Source organism: Streptosporangium sp. NPDC004631, assembly GCF_053601935.1.
The window spans coordinates 24629-38726 of the sequence record NZ_JBSGCR010000043.1 but is presented as its reverse complement, the minus strand read 5'-3'; the positions used below and the strand labels follow the sequence as shown (position 1 = coordinate 38726).

Here is a 14098-nt window from a genome sequence, read left to right as displayed (position 1 = left end):
GCGCAGCCACTCCTTGATCTCGGTCAGGTGCGCGCCCATCGGCCGGGGCAGCGCCTCCGGCGCCACGCCCAGCGCCATGCCCAGATGCTGGTTGATATCGGCGTCGATCGCGACCACCGGCCCGCCACGACGCGCGGTGTATCTGGCGAACAGCGCCGACAGAGTCGTCTTGCCACTACCGCCCTTACCAACGAATGCCACCCTCACGACGATGATCCAATCTGATTATGAAAATCATTGCAAGACCTGAGAGTGATTATCATGCCACGGCCGAGCCTCGCGTGGGCCGGTTATGGCTGCGGAGAGTGAGGGGCGGGCGATGGTCTGACTGATATTGATGCTTTTCTGATTAATAGTGATGTTTTGGGCGATTGTGGTGGATAAATCCGGAGGATTCTCCGGGTCGCCTCCCGCCGGGATTTTCGTGGTGACGCCGGCCCCGGGCACGGTCAGCGGCCCGGATCGTCTGCCTGCCGCCGACCGTGGCCGGTGTCGCCGGGCTCAGGGCCTTCCGCCGGTCGGCGCGGGCCGCGCGGCCCCTCCGGCGCGTCGCGCGGCAGCCGGAGGGTCTCGGCGCTCCGCGCCTCGTCCTCCTTTCGCGGATCGCCCGGGTCGCCCAGGTCGTGGAAGCGGGTGGTGAACCAGGAGGCGAAGGAGGCGGTGACCACGCCCAGCAGGCCGATGCCGCCCAGCATGAGCACCCCGCCGATCCATCGGCCCCTGGCGGTGACCGGATAGACGTCGCCGTAGCCCACGGTGGCGATCGTGCTGATCGCCCACCACGCGGCGTCACCGAAGCTGTGGATGGTCGCCCCCGGCGCGCCGCGCTCCACATGCAGTACGGCGAGGGCCGAGGTGAGCCCGAACAGCAGGGCGGTGAGCCCCGCGTAGGCCGCGACCTGCGCCTGGAACTCCAGCCTGCCCCGCCGGCGCCGGATCGACGCTCTGCTGATCATGCTCACCGCCCGGAGCGGGCAGAGGGTGGGCACAGCCAGGATCACCAGCGCCAGCCAGTTGCCCCGCAGGAACGCCCGGCGGTCGGGGGTGAGCGCCAGCCGTACGACGACGTCGACGGCGAACAGCGTCCAGGTGCCCAGCAGGACCGCCCGGCACACCGCGGCCCACGGGTGGGGGAGGCCGGGTGCCAGCACCAGCGCCGCGAAGGCGGCCAGGAAGGCCAGGGAGGCGAGGATCAGCGGAATCTCGCTCGCGCCCTCCCAGCGCCGCAGCCGGGAGGGGACGCTCTCGGGGTGGGACGGCCGCGTGGGGACACCTCCCCGACGGGGCGGTTCGCCCGCCGCCGGGGCCTCCCCCTCATCTCGATGCCTGCCCGTAACGGACATGGTAGTTACGGGCGCCGGGCGAAGTGGTGGCGGGCGTCTGTGGAGGGAACGGGGGTCGCGCGGAACGTCGCCGCCGGGTTCCGGCGATCAGGATATAGCGACATACCAAACCGTATGGCATGGTAGGGGCGTGGCGACAGAACAGGACTGGCTGGACGAGGGGCTCGCGATTCTGGCCGCCCAGGGGGTTCCGGCGCTGACCATCGAGCTGCTGTGTGAGCGGCTCGCGCTGACCAAGGGGTCCTTCTACCACCACTTCCGGGGAATGCCGGCCTACCGGGTCGCGCTGCTCGACCACTTCGAGGCCCGGTTCACCACGGCGTTCATCGACACGGTGGAGTCCGGCGCGCCGGTCCCGGCCGCGGTCCGGCTGGAGAACCTGCTCGACCTGGTCACCCGGGCCGTCGCCCCACCCGGCCTGGAGGTGGCCGTGCGGGCGTGGGCGCAGCAGGACGACCAGGCCCGTGCCGTACAGGAGCGGGTGGACCGGCGCAGGATCGACTATCTGCGAGCCCTGTGGGAGCGGCGCGGCGGTGAGGACCCCGGCACCATGGCGCTCCTGCTCTATCTGATCCTCGTCGGCGCGGGCCACCTGGTCCCTCCGCCGACGGCCGGGGAACTCCGCACCGTCTACGACCTCGCCCTGCGTCCCTACCCTCCGGCCGGGAGCGACCATGCCGCGAAGCGCTGAGCCCTCCCGGCTCCGCACCCTGACCGACGGCCTGCCCCGGCTCCGCGCGCTGGTCGAGGGCGCCGACCACGTGGACGTCAAGACCGTCGAGGGGGACCTTCCCCTCAGACGGTTCCTGTGCGGGCTCCTCTCCTGGCAGCCGGGCTGGGTGCGATTCCTCTACCGGATCCGGGCCGTGTTCGTGCGGCTGCTCGGCATGCGGCAGGAGGGCGTGCCGTCCGCCTCGGGGATCCGGCCAGAGGACATCTCGTTCACCCCCGGAGACAGGGCCTCGTTCTTCACCGTGGTCGACGCCGAGGAGGACCGTTTCCTCGTGGCGGGCGTCACCGAGTCGCATCTCACCGCCTACCTCGCGGTGGTGGCCGAGCCCGGACGCTTCCACGTCGTCACGATCGTGAGATATCACCGCTGGACCGGTCCGGTCTACTTCACCGTCATCCGGCCCTTCCACCACCTGGTGGTCCTGAGCATGGCGAGGGCGGGGGTCGGGGGAGCGCGTCCCTCGTGAACGCGGGCGGGGGTGATCTCGCTGAGCGGGGCCTCCTCGTGCGCGCGCAGCGCGCTCCACACGTCGGCCGGCGGGCCGGCGGCCCCGGGGTGGCCGGCCCGCCGGGAGAGCTCGGGACCGCATGCCGGTCAGTTGCGCACCTGCTCCAGACCCCAGCGGCGGCGCAGGGTGGTGTCGGCGGTCTCGAACAGCAGGTCGACGCCGATGCCGATGATCAGGATCACGATCATCGTGGCGAGCAGGCCCGCCGAGTCGGCGAGCTCGCGGTCGTAGTAGAGCCGCTCGCCCAGCGAGGACTGGTGGGCGATGATGACCACCAGCTCACCGGCCATCAGCGAGCGCCAGGCGAAGGCCCAGCCCTGCTTGAGCCCGGCGAGGAACGACGGCAGCGACGCGGGCAGGATCACGTGCCGGTACAGCTGCAGGCGGCGGAAGCCGAGCACGTGACCCGCGCGCAGCAGGATCGGCGAGGTGTAGTCCACCCCGGTGATCAGGCCGTTCGCGATGGACGGCGCGGCGCCGAGGATGACCACGAAGGTGATCGCGCTCTCGGTCAGCCCGAACAGCAGGATGGCCAGCGGGAACCAGGCGATCGACGGCATGGTCTGCAGGCCGGTGATGAGCGAGCCGAAGGCGGCCCTGAGCACCCCGACCCGGGACACCAGGGCGCCGACGGCCAGCCCGACCAGCACCGACACGGCGAAACCGGTGACCGCGCGGCGCATCGTCACCGCGACGGCCTGCCAGTATTCGGGGGTGGACAGGCGCTCGCCGAGCTTGCCGAAGGTCTCGGCGGGGCCGGCGAAGACGTACTCGGGCCAGCGTCCGCTCCACACCACGACCTGCCAGATCGCCAGCACGATGCCGACGGCCACGACCATCGGCCAGACACGGCCCCAGACGCGCCCGGCCCGTCCAACGCTCCCGCTCCCGCCCAGTTCGAGGGCGTCCAGACCGGCGAGCCGCCGGGCGTGGAGGTCCGAGGAGTCGGTGGGGGAGCCAGCGGGGGACGCCTGCTCAACGGCCATGGCGGAGCACCTCTTGACGCAGCCGGTCGGTGATGGCGGCGGCGAGCGTGGCGACCCGGGGTGAGTCGATGACGCGGGGGCGGTCGATCCCGACCGGGAACTCCTCGGCCACCCGGCCCGGCCGGCTGCTCAGCAGGACCACCCGGTCGCCGAGCCGTACGGCCTCGCGGACGTTGTGTGTGACGAACAGCACGCTGAGCCCGCGCTTCTGCCAGATCCGTTCGAGCTCGTCGTGGAGCAGGTCGCGGGTCATCGCGTCCAGCGCGCCGAACGGCTCGTCCATCAGCAGCACGTCGGCGTCCTGGGCGAGCGCGCGGGCCAGGGAGACCCGCTGGCGCATACCGCCGGACAGCTCGTGCGGGCGCTTGGCGCCGAAGCCGCCCAGGTGGACGATCTCCAGGAACTCCGCGGCCCTGTCCCGCCGCTCCTTTCTGGCCACGCCCTGTACCCGCAGGGCCATCTCGACGTTGGCCGAGACGGTGAGCCACGGGAACAGCGCCGGTTCCTGGAACATCATGGCGATCTTCCGGCCCTGGGTGTCGATCCGGCCGGTGGTCGGCCTGTCCAGCCCGGCGACCAGCGAGAGCAGCGTGCTCTTGCCGCAGCCGGACGCGCCGAGCAGGCTGACGAACTCGCCCGGCCGGACGGAGAGTGAGACGTTGTCGAGAGCCGGCAGCCCGTCCCTGCCCTGGCCGTAGATCTTGGAGACGCCGTCCAGCCGGACCGCGGGCCCGTCGCCCTCGGTCCGGCCGGCCGCCCGCTCCGTGAGCGGAGTCGTCATGTGCCCTCCTGGTGGTTGTCGGCCGGGCGGTTATCTGTCGGCTACCTCTGCCTGGCCGCCGGCCTTGAGGATCTCGTTGAGGGACCTCAGGTCGTAGATGCCGTTCAGGTCGACCGGCTCCAGCAGCCCGACCTTGACCGCGTGGTCCGCGCTGCCGATCAGTGAGGCGGCGATCGGGTCGTTGGTGAAGGTGATGTTCTTGAACGCGCTGTCCAGGACCTCCTGCTTGAGCGGCTTGCCGCTCAACCTCTCCAGCGCGGCGTTCACGGTCCTGGCGGCGTCGGCCGGGTCGGCGTTGATGGCGGCGTTGGCCTCGACGTGGCCTTCGAGAAGCTGCTTGACCGCCTCCGGGTGCTCGGCGGCGAACTCCTGGCGGACGATCAGGTGAGTGATCACGAACTGCCTGCCGGGCCAGAGGTCGCGCTCGTCGACGAGGATCCTGCCCTTGCCCTCCAGGACCAGGCGGCTGGCGAACGGCTCGGGCACCCAGGCGCCGTCGATGTCGCCGGTGGCGAAGGTCTGCAGGGTCTGGGAGTTCTCCTGGGGGACGATGTGCACGTCGCCGCCGCCCTTGGTGTCGGTCCGCAGACCCTTCTCCCGCAGCCAGTGGCGCAGGGCCACGTCCTGGGTGTTGCCGAGCTGCGGCGTGGCGATCTTCTTGCCCCTGAGGTCCTCGGCGCCGTTGATCCCGGGCTTGACGACCAGGTAGACGCCCCCGGAGGCCGCACCGGCAATGATCTTGATTGCCCTGCCCTTCGACTTGGCCCAGGCGTTGACGGCCGGGTTGGGGCCGATGTAGGTGGCGTCGACGGCGCCGGAGAAGACCGCCTCGATCGCGGCCGGCCCCGCGTTGAAGGTGCTGGTGGTGAGCTTGGTGCCGCCGAGGTGCTTGGCGAACAGGCCCTTTTCGACGCCGACCAGCGCCGTGGAGTGGGTGATGTTCGGGAAGTATCCGAGCCGGACCTCCGCGAGGCCGTCCCCGCCGCCGGAGGCCGTGGTCCCCGGCGTTCCCGAGCTCCCGCAGGCGGTTGCCAAGGTCGTGAGCGTCAGTACGGCCAGCGCCGCCACCACCCCGCGAACCCCGCGAGCGTTCATGCCTACTCCCTAATTCCTACTTAATAAGTCGGTTAGGTGCATATAAGGGCTCGGCGAGGGTGTGTGTCAAGCCGGAAAGTCCGCAGTGGGAGGCACCGTTACCGCTTCGTACTCTTCCGTGCGGCCTCGGTGACCATCTCGGGGATCGATCGGGCGGACGGGTGCCCGGTGGATGCTCGACGGTGACGTGAGGGGGGCTCAGCGGGGGGGACTCGGTGGGGGGCTCGATGAGGCCGGCCGTGGCCGGCCGCGGGGCGTCAGCCGCAGATGGCGTCCAGGCTGGCGGGCCTGTCCGCGCTGTGCCGGTGGGCGTTGCCCGAGGAGCCGGAGGTGGCGGAGGACGCGCCGGCCGACCTCGCCAGTACGGCGCCGACCTTGCGCTTGATCAGGTCGTAGTCGGGGTTGCCGGTGTCGATCAGCGGCGGGACGAACTGGAAGCTTCTGATCTTGGAGCTCTTCACCTTCTCCGACAGCTCGATCAGGTTCGGCAGCAACTCCTGCGGAATGTCGGTGGAGACCGCGTTCTTCGCGGCGTCGGTCAGCCTCTCGAAGCTCTTGAGCACCGTCACCGGATCGGCCTGCTTGGTGACGGCGTTCATCAGGCACTTCTGCCGGCCCATCCGGACGTAGTCGTCGCTGTAGGTGCGAGCCCTGCCGAACCAGAGCGCCTCCTCACCCGACAGCCTGCGGGTGCCCGGCTGGATCAGGCCCTCGTTCTGCCTGCCGTACACGATGGGGTCCTTGACGGTGAGCCGCACCCCGCCCATCGCGTCGATGATCTTCGCGAAGCCGAACATGTCGACCATCACGTAGTGGGTCACGTCGAGCCCGGTGAAGTCGCTGATCGTCCTCTTCAGCAGCGCCGGGCCGCGCCGGCCCTTGGCGGCGCCGGGGACCATGGCCGGGTAGTCCTCGGCGTACTGGAAGACCTCGTTGAGCATGCCCGGCGTGTACGGAGGCTCGCCCTTGAAGCCGTAGGGGAAGCGGTCGTGGGCCGGACCGGGCGGCATCGGGACGTTCTCCAGGTTCCTGGGCAGGCTGAACAGGATGGTCGCGCCGGTCCTGGTGTCGACGCTGGCCACGGTCATGCTGTCGGTGCGCACCCCGGGCCGGCCGGCCGCCGCGTCCGCGCCGATCAGCAGGATGTTGAGCCGCTCGCGGCCCTTCCACGGGTCCACCGGGATCGGGATGGCGCTCTCGGCGAAGACGGAGGTCACCATGCTCTGGGAGAGGTAGGCCAGCCGGGCCGCGTAGGCCATCGGGGCCACGATCAACGCGCAGAGCAGCCCGACCGCGACGGCCGACAGGTAGCGGGCCGGAGCGGTCGGCGACTCCGGCCGGACCAGCTGGTAGGAGCGGATGACCACGGCCACCGTGACGGCGGCGAAGAGCAGCGCGCCCAGCGCGAGGGTCCAGAGCCAGATGGGCTGCACGGCCAGGGAGAGCAGTTCCGGCCGCGCGGTGACGAGGGCGACCGTGATCGCGGTGACGATGATCGCGTAGACGCCCATCAGCACGGCACCCGTCGCCCGCCGGCCCACCCACAGATGCGCCAGGCCCCACAGCACGGCTGATCCCAGTGTGAGCGCCAGGCCCGACCTGACGCTCAGACGACTCCTGTTACCTGCCATCTGCTCAACATCTCCTGTCCGTAGACCCCCCATGTTGCAGATTAGTAACGGTTTTCGGGTGAATGGACTATGTACCCTCACGACGCGCTGAGAAGCCTGAGTCAAGATTCAGTGCGTGGATGTCCGACGGTTCCGGGGGTTACCGACCCCCAAATCACCGTCAAGAAGGACACCTGCCGGGTTTTACCCGGCGGAGAGGGGGATTCCCAGGTAAGGCTGCGAGGGAGACCCTGTGCGAAGAACGATCAGCGTGATCCTCATCGTGCTCGGCTGCGTTTCGGCGCCGCTCGCCCTGGTCGGATTCTGGGTGACGGAGGAGATCGGCAACACCGATCGCTACGTCGAGACGGTGGCCCCGCTGGCCGGAGACCAGGCCGTCCAGAACGCCGTCACGGAGCGGATCACCGCCGCGATCATGCGGCCGCTGCGGAAACTGGACCTCTCCGTCTCCGACGCCTCGGTACGCGGGGCCGTGGACGCGGTCGTCGGCGGTGAGGACTTCCCCGCGGTCTGGGTGCGCGTCAACCGGGTGGCGCACCGGCAGGTCTCCGCGATCCTCTCCGGCGAGGGCAGCCCCCTGCTTTTCGCGCGGGGCGGGACCGTCACCCTCGATCTCGCCCCGGTGTACGAGCTGGCCAGGCGGGGGCTGGTGGACGCCGGACTGCCGGTCGCCGCACGCCTTCCCGACCTGCACCCCATGGTCGAGCTGTTCTCCTCGGCGGAACTGGAGAGGGCACAGACCGTCTACGCCTGGCTGACCAGGCTGAAGCGGGTCCTGCCGATCCTGTCGGTGGTCCTGCTCGCGGCGGGGGTGCTCCTGGCGAGGAACCGGGAGATCGCCCTGATCGGCGCCGGACTCGGCCTGGCCGCCGGCATGGCCGTGCTCGCCGTGGCCCTGGCCGTCGCCCGCGGCGTCTACCTGCCCACCCTCGACGGCGGAGGGGTACAGGCCGACGCTCTGACCGCGATCTTCCACGCGCTGACGGGTTTCCTCCGCGGTGGCATGCGCTTGATCTTCGCGGCCGGCCTGATCCTGGCGGGGACGGTCTTTCTCCTGCGCCGCAGACGGGCCTCCCGCCCCGGCCCGGCCGGTACGGGGCCCGCAGCGGGGACGCGGATCTGACGCGTCGCCCGGCTCACCGGAACGGCGCGTCACCGGTCCGCTTGGCGGTGCGTCACCACCGTGCGGCGCCCGCGAACGAGGTCGCGGCCGGACGGTAGCCGAGCCGGTCGCGGGCGGCGGTGATGTCCAGGGTCCGTTCCACGGCCAGGTGCCCCACCGCGTAACGGGTGAGCCGGGGCGGATCCGCCCGCCGGAGGAGCCGGAACGCCGCCTCGGCGGCGACGGCAAGCGGCTCCACGAGCGAGAGGGGCAGATAGTACGGCTCGGCGTCGATGCCGCGCTCCTTCAGGATCGCCCGCAGGGCGTCGTCGAGGACGACGGGTTCGGCGTCCGTGACGTTGAAGACGCCGTGCCCGACGGGACCGGCCGCGGCGAGCAGGCAGGCCTGGACGAGGTTGTCCACCGAGGTCAGGCTGATCCGCTGGCGCCCGTCCCCCACGGCCAGGAGCCTGCCCTTGCGCACCGCTCCGAGAACCCGGGGGAGCAGGGTCGTGTCCCCCCTGCCGTAGACGGCGTGCGGCCTGAGGACGACGGCCCTCTCCAGCGCCCTTTCCGCGGCGGCCTTCGAGGCGCCGTAGGCGTTGACGTACCGATCGGCCGGGGCCGTGTCCTCGGCGGCCATGACGGTCGGCCGGAACGGGTCGTAGACGCTGGCCGTACTCACGTGCACGAACCTGGCCCGGGGGAAGGCCGCCGCGGCGTTGCGGGTGCCGTCCACGTTGGCCGCCCAGATCTCCTCCGGAGGCCCCCAGTCGGTGACGCTCCCGGCGCAGTGGATCACCGCGTCCACCTCCGGCGGTTCCGGCCTGTCGCCCAGGAGATCCCAGCGCGTGTACGGCGCGCCGCCCACGTGTCCGGGCTCCACGGCCGGCCTTCTGCCGAAGGCGGACACCGTCCACCCCTCGCGTACGGCCGCGCGGCAGACCGCCCCGCCCACAAACCCCGACGCCCCCGTCACCCCGACCCTCACCGCCCCCTCGCCCTCCTCCCCGAGTCCGCGGGGGGCGGGTTCGCGTCTCCGCCCGGCCGGGTCCGCGGGGCGCCGGGCCGGTGGCCGTACCGCTCAGGCACGGCGGGCGACCAGCTCTCGCAGAGCCGCCCGGTCGAGCTTGTCGGCGCGGCCGGAACGGGGGAAGGCGTCGAGGGGCTCGATGCGGTCGGGCAGGGCCGAGGCGTCCACGATCTCAGGAAGGGCCTTCCTGAGCAGGCCCTCGTCGTAGTCCCCGGCCGGGATGACGGCCAGCACGACCTCCTCGTCCCCGGTCTCAGGGTCGGCGAGTCCGACGATCGCGGCCTCGGCCACGCCGGGCAGGGCGGCCACGGCGGGTTCGTAGAGGCCGGGGTAGATGTTCACCCCGTCACGGAGGATCATGTCCTTCTTCCGGCCGAGCAGGACCAGCCGGCCCTCCTCAAGACGGACCAGGTCGCCGGTGGCGACCTCCCGCAGAGGTTCCTCGCCGAGGTAACGCCGGGCGAGGTGCGGCCCGGACACGAACAGCTCGCCGTCGTCGGCGATCCGGACGCCCACCCCGGGAAGGGGCGCCCCCAGGAGGTCGCCCTCGGCCTGGGTGAGCTTCTCCCGGGCGGAGGCGACCGCGATCGGCAGTGCCTCGGTCATCGCGTAGACCGACAGCACCTCCGGTCCGGCCTCCATCGCCCGGCGGAGCACGGCCGGGGGCGCGGGCGCCGCGCCGAGCAGCAGGTAGCGCAGCGTCTCCGGCAGCCTGGGCGTCCGGCGCAGCAGCCGGTCCAGGTGCACGGGGACGGCGAAGGCGTGGGTGGCCCTCCTGGTGGCCAGCTCGTCGGCGAGGTCGCCGTTCCCCGGCAGCGACCAGGTCGCCCCGGCCAGTAGCGCGGGAAGTCCCAGCATCAGCTGGTCGGTGTGGACGATGTCGCCGGGTCCCAGCGGGAAGGCGCTCCGGAACAGCTCCAGTCCCGCGGCCAGCGACCCTCGGGTGTGCACCACTCCTCGTGGACGCGCCGTGGTTCCCGAGGTGAAGATCACCGCCGCTGCCTGATTTGCTGAAATTTCGGATATGTCCGGCGCCTTGGCGTCGGACATATCCGCCGGGCCGGTGACGGGGTGAAGGAGGCGGGAGAGACGTAGGGCGCCTCGGGGGACTCCCGGGAGCCAGGGGCCCGTGTAGAGGTGACGGACCGGGCGGCCGGGGAGGGGGTCGCGAAGGTTCGGCAGCAGCAGGCCCCGGCGGCGGGCCAGGCCCTTGAGCGGCCCGCTCAGCGTGTAGAGCAGGGACTCGGCGATCACCCAGCTTGGCCGGGTGGCGGCCATGCGGGCGGTGAGCACCTCGGGGGCCAGCCCGGGGTCGGCGAGCACCAGCGTCCCGCCGGCGGCCACCGCCCCCAGCGCGAGCGCCACCGCGTCCACCCCCGGCCGCACCGCGAACAACACCCCGTCCCCGGACAGTCCGGCCACCGCGTCGGCCCGCGTGGCCGTCGCGTCCGGCTGCCCGGTCGCCGTGCCGGTCCGCGCGGTCGCCGTGCCGGTTTTCTCGGTCACCGCACTCTGCTGCTCGGTCACCCCATCGGGCTGCCCGGTCGTCGCGCCGGTCCGCGCGGTCGTCGTGCGGAGCCGTCCGGTCATGGCGTCGCGGACCGCGTTCACCCGGCGGGCCAGCTCGGCGTAGGAGATCTCCCGGCCCCGGCCGTCGATGATGGCGGTCCGCTCCGGCTCCCCCTCGGCGATGGACATGATCCCGGTGATGACGTCGTTCATGCCGCGGTGATCCACAGGTGTTCGTAGGTGGGGATGAGGACTCCTCTGGCCGCGCGCCGCCGTACGACACGCACGTGGTGGGAGAGCAGGACCGAGGTCACCGCACGGATCTCGGCGAGGGCCAGCGGATAGCCGATGCAGAAATGCGGACCGGCCCCGAACCAGAGCCGGCGCAGTTCGGGTGGGTGCCCGCGCGACGGGTCGAACGGGCCGTAGGCGCGGGCGCAGTTGTGCGTCACGATCAGCACCCGGTCACCGGGGCGTACCGGCACCCGGCCGACCCGCGCGGGCGAACCCACCGAGCGCAGCATCACCGGTGTCGGCGTGGTGACCCGCATGGCCTCCTCGATCACCCGGTCCAGGTCGTCCACCGGCGTCCGGTGGTCGTGCAGGAGGGCGATCAGCCGGGGCACGAAGGTGGCGACCGTCTCGGTGCCGGTCAGGAAGAAGGCTCCGGCCGCGCCCCGGGCCTCGGCCGCGGACAGGCCCTGCGCCCGCATCCGGCCCATGACGGTGGACTCGTCTCCGGCCTCGTAGGCCGCCTGCGCGATGTCCCCGATCCCGTCCAGCACGCGCCGGGCGGTCGCCACCTGCCGGCCGGTCAGCCGCCGCGAGCGCAGCGAGACCATCGAGACGACCCGCTCCCCGTCCGCGAACAGCTCCCTGGCCCGCGCCTCGGAGATCTCGCCCAGCCCGATCACCCGGCAGATCACCGCCCCGGCCATCACCCGCATGGCGTCCACCAGATCGACCGTCTCACCCCGTCCCAGCCGTGCCGAGAGGTCGTCGAGCGGCTCCCGCAGGACATCGGCGACCAGCGCGGAGACGTACGCCGAGGTGAACAGCGGCATCAGCTTGCGGCGCAGTGCCAGATGACCCGGGCCCTCCATGTTGAGCAGCACCGAGGGGCCGAGCACCGGCGTCCACAGGTCCCCGGGCGATCCGGGGCCGTCCTTGCGGAACCGCTCGTCGGTCAGTACGGCCCGCGCGGTGGCGGCGTCGTTCACCACCACCCCGAGCCGGGGGACCCGGACCACCGGCCCGAGACGGGCCAGCAGCCGCATCAGCGGGTAGACGAAGGGGTGCGCGGCCAGGTGGAGCCGGGTCTCGTGGTTCACCGGATGTCGATCACTTCGGGCCGGTAATGGTGGTCGGCGTACCAGGCCAGGGTGCCCGCCAGGCCGTACGCGCGCAGCCGGCGGACCGAGCCGAAGACGACCACGTCGCGGCGCGAGCCGTACGAGGAGGTGACCTTGCGGACCCGGTTCACCAGCGCGCGGTCCTCGTGCGTCTCCTCGATCGCGGTCCTGGGAAAACCTCCGGCCCGCTCGTACAGCGAGGCGGTGACGGCCAGTGTCGCGCCGGGCATCATCACGTACGGCCCGAGGTACTCCGGTGACCGGTTGCTCGGCCTGAAGCGGCCGAACGCGGCGGCCACGTCCACCACGAGCGGGATGAAGCGCCGCTCCCAGAACTTCAGCGGGAACTCGTCTGTCCTGGGCAGCAGCCGGCCGCCGACCATCTCCAGCCCGTCGCCGAACGCGCGCCGGATGTTGCGCACCCAGTCGGGGCGGGGGAGGCAGTCGGCGTCGGTCCTGGCCAGGTGGGTCGCGCCGTGCGCGATAGCGTGCCGCATGCCGGTGTCGGAGGCGGCGCCGGTGCCCTTCCGGGACTCGGTGATCACCTGTACGCCGTGCCGCCGGACGATCTCGGCGGTGTCGTCGGTGCTGACGTTGTCCACCACGACGAGCGTGAAGTCGCGGTCGTCCTGGTCGGCCAGCGCCCGGAGGGTCGCCTCGATGCCCCCGGCCTCGTTGTAGGCCGGAACGATCACCCAGAGGTCCATCACATCTCCACCAGCATCACGCCCGTGCTGATCCCGCCGCCCAGGCCGAGGAGCGCCACCCGGTCCCCCGGTTTCCAGTCGCCCAGCGCGAGCTGGAGGGGCAGCGTGGCCGAGGCGCAGTTGCCGTGCTCGGGGAGGCTGACCACCAGCCTGTCGTCGGGGATGTCGAGCACTGTGGCGAGGAAACGCAGGTACGGCAGCGCCACCTGGTGCACCGCCACGACGGCGAAGTCGTCCCAGCTCAGGCCGGTGCGCTTGAGCGCGTTGAGGAAGAGGTCCGGGCCGACCCGTTCGAACGCCTCCTTCAGCCGCCGTCCGTCGCCCCGGAAGTAGGAGTACTCCGGGTCGCGTGGGTGGGTGGAGCCGCCGCCCGGCAGGGTGCCGATCGCCCATGCCGTGGAGTCGGCGGAGAAGTCGCGGTAGAAGATGCCGCGTTCCGCGTCCGCGCTCATCAGCACCGCGGCCCCGGTGTCCGACAGCGTGTATCCGGCGAAGGAGTTCACGAACTCCGTCCGGTCCCTCACCTTCCACCGGATCGCCCGTGACGGGATCTCGCCGGAGCAGACCAGCACCTTGCGGTGGGCCCCGGACAGGATCAGCGCCTCGGCCACCTGGATTCCGTTGAGCATGCTGTTGCAGGCGTTCTTGACGTCGAACACCGGGCACGACAGCCCGAGTTTGGCCGCCACGATGTGCGCGGTCGCGGGCTCCACCATGTCCTGCGAGGCGGAGGCGAAGATCAGTAGATCGGCCTCCGCGTGGTCGAGCTCGCGGGCGGCCTCGGCCGCCAGGTCGGACGCCTGCTGGTGGTCGCCGGCGACATGCCGCGACCGGATACCGGTCAGCCGTTCGACGACACCTCGGTAGGGGACGTATCCCTCAATCCGCCGTTCCACCTCCGCGCTGGTCATGGTCCGCTGCGGCAGATACGTCGCGACGCCCGTGATCCGGGCTTTCATCGCTCCCCCTAGCTGGCATCAATTTTCTGAATATCGCGAAATGTACCGAAAAGGCGGGCGATTGTCCTGGTCGGCTCAGGAGACGGGCCGGACGGGGGCCGGGGTGATCGGCCGCCATCGGCCGGCGGAAGCGGTCCGCGTCCGGCGGGGCGGGGCGCGTCCAGAGATGCGGGAAGGGAGCGGGAGGGGGCGGGGAGGGGCGCCGTGGGGTCGCGGGGCCGCCTGCCGGGCCTCCTCCCGCCGGGCCACGTGCCCTCGTCGTCGCCGAGAATCACCCGCCACCCGGGAATCGCGGGCTCGGCGGGTGTGGATCCAGCGCTCTCCGGAGGGCAGGGCATGTTTCCCGATCAGGGGTCCGC

At 71.5% G+C, this 14098-nt stretch carries 14 protein-coding genes; 3 read left to right on the top strand and 11 right to left on the bottom strand.

Features of this window, described 5'->3' with window-relative positions:
- Together ACWEF2_RS29275 and ACWEF2_RS29270 are read right to left on the bottom strand one after the other, a co-directional pair.
- Window positions 1-207 (bottom strand): nucleotide-binding protein (locus tag ACWEF2_RS29275; protein WP_453819549.1); only part of this gene is annotated, 207 nt, incomplete at its 3' end.
- A 242-nt stretch (window positions 208-449) separates the two neighbouring features.
- A complete protein-coding gene (locus ACWEF2_RS29270) occupies window positions 450-1343 on the bottom strand; it encodes a potassium channel family protein (RefSeq protein ID WP_453819548.1) in 894 nt (297 codons plus the stop codon).
- A 130-nt stretch (window positions 1344-1473) separates the two neighbouring features.
- On the opposite strand from ACWEF2_RS29270, the gene ACWEF2_RS29265 reads away from it, so the two are divergent.
- On the top strand, window positions 1474-2034 hold the full coding sequence (locus ACWEF2_RS29265; protein WP_453819547.1) for a TetR/AcrR family transcriptional regulator: 561 nt from the start codon (window positions 1474-1476) through the stop codon (window positions 2032-2034).
- Window positions 2018-2542: a DUF2867 domain-containing protein gene (locus tag ACWEF2_RS29260; protein ID WP_453819546.1), complete on the top strand. Its 525-nt coding sequence runs from the start codon at window positions 2018-2020 to the stop codon at window positions 2540-2542. The genes ACWEF2_RS29265 and ACWEF2_RS29260 overlap by 17 nt, the downstream gene beginning before the upstream one ends.
- Before the next feature lie 128 nt (window positions 2543-2670).
- Here ACWEF2_RS29260 and ACWEF2_RS29255 read toward each other — a convergent pair whose 3' ends face one another.
- The 4 genes from ACWEF2_RS29255 to ACWEF2_RS29240 form a co-directional block, all read right to left on the bottom strand.
- Window positions 2671-3570, bottom strand: coding sequence for an ABC transporter permease (locus ACWEF2_RS29255; protein ID WP_453819545.1), 900 nt, complete (start codon window positions 3568-3570; stop codon window positions 2671-2673).
- Entirely contained in the window at window positions 3560-4351 is a 792-nt protein-coding gene (locus ACWEF2_RS29250) for an ABC transporter ATP-binding protein (protein ID WP_453819544.1), read from the bottom strand. The genes ACWEF2_RS29255 and ACWEF2_RS29250 overlap by 11 nt, the downstream gene beginning before the upstream one ends.
- Before the next feature lie 30 nt (window positions 4352-4381).
- Window positions 4382-5446 carry an ABC transporter substrate-binding protein gene (locus tag ACWEF2_RS29245; protein WP_453819543.1) on the bottom strand — a complete coding sequence of 355 codons (1065 nt, stop codon included), beginning with the start codon at window positions 5444-5446 and terminating at the stop codon, window positions 4382-4384.
- A gap of 257 nt (window positions 5447-5703) precedes the next feature.
- Entirely contained in the window at window positions 5704-7077 is a 1374-nt protein-coding gene (locus tag ACWEF2_RS29240) for an LCP family protein (protein ID WP_453819542.1), read from the bottom strand.
- 232 nt (window positions 7078-7309) lie between these two features.
- Between ACWEF2_RS29240 and ACWEF2_RS29235 the strand changes: the two genes are divergently transcribed.
- Window positions 7310-8200: a hypothetical protein gene (locus tag ACWEF2_RS29235; RefSeq protein WP_453819541.1), complete on the top strand. Its 891-nt coding sequence runs from the start codon at window positions 7310-7312 to the stop codon at window positions 8198-8200.
- A 52-nt stretch (window positions 8201-8252) separates the two neighbouring features.
- Here ACWEF2_RS29235 and ACWEF2_RS29230 read toward each other — a convergent pair whose 3' ends face one another.
- The 5 genes from ACWEF2_RS29230 to ACWEF2_RS29210 all read right to left on the bottom strand — a co-directional run bounded on the left by ACWEF2_RS29230 (window position 8253) and on the right by ACWEF2_RS29210 (window position 13739).
- Window positions 8253-9170 carry an NAD-dependent epimerase/dehydratase family protein gene (locus ACWEF2_RS29230; RefSeq protein ID WP_453819540.1) on the bottom strand — a complete coding sequence of 306 codons (918 nt, stop codon included), beginning with the start codon at window positions 9168-9170 and terminating at the stop codon, window positions 8253-8255.
- Window positions 9171-9263: 93 nt separating this feature from the next.
- Window positions 9264-10934, bottom strand: a complete 1671-nt coding sequence (locus tag ACWEF2_RS29225) for an AMP-binding protein (protein WP_453819539.1) — start codon at window positions 10932-10934, stop codon at window positions 9264-9266.
- Window positions 10931-12052, bottom strand: coding sequence for a cytochrome P450 (locus tag ACWEF2_RS29220; protein WP_453819538.1), 1122 nt, complete (start codon window positions 12050-12052; stop codon window positions 10931-10933). Before ACWEF2_RS29220 ends, ACWEF2_RS29225 begins: the two co-directional genes overlap by 4 nt.
- Window positions 12049-12780, bottom strand: coding sequence for a glycosyltransferase (locus tag ACWEF2_RS29215; RefSeq protein ID WP_453819537.1), 732 nt, complete (start codon window positions 12778-12780; stop codon window positions 12049-12051). The genes ACWEF2_RS29220 and ACWEF2_RS29215 overlap by 4 nt, the downstream gene beginning before the upstream one ends.
- Window positions 12780-13739 (bottom strand): 3-oxoacyl-ACP synthase III family protein, encoded by a 960-nt coding sequence (locus ACWEF2_RS29210; RefSeq protein ID WP_453819536.1) that lies wholly within the window; start codon window positions 13737-13739, stop codon window positions 12780-12782. Before ACWEF2_RS29210 ends, ACWEF2_RS29215 begins: the two co-directional genes overlap by 1 nt.
- Between the last annotated feature and the right edge of the window lie 359 nt (window positions 13740-14098).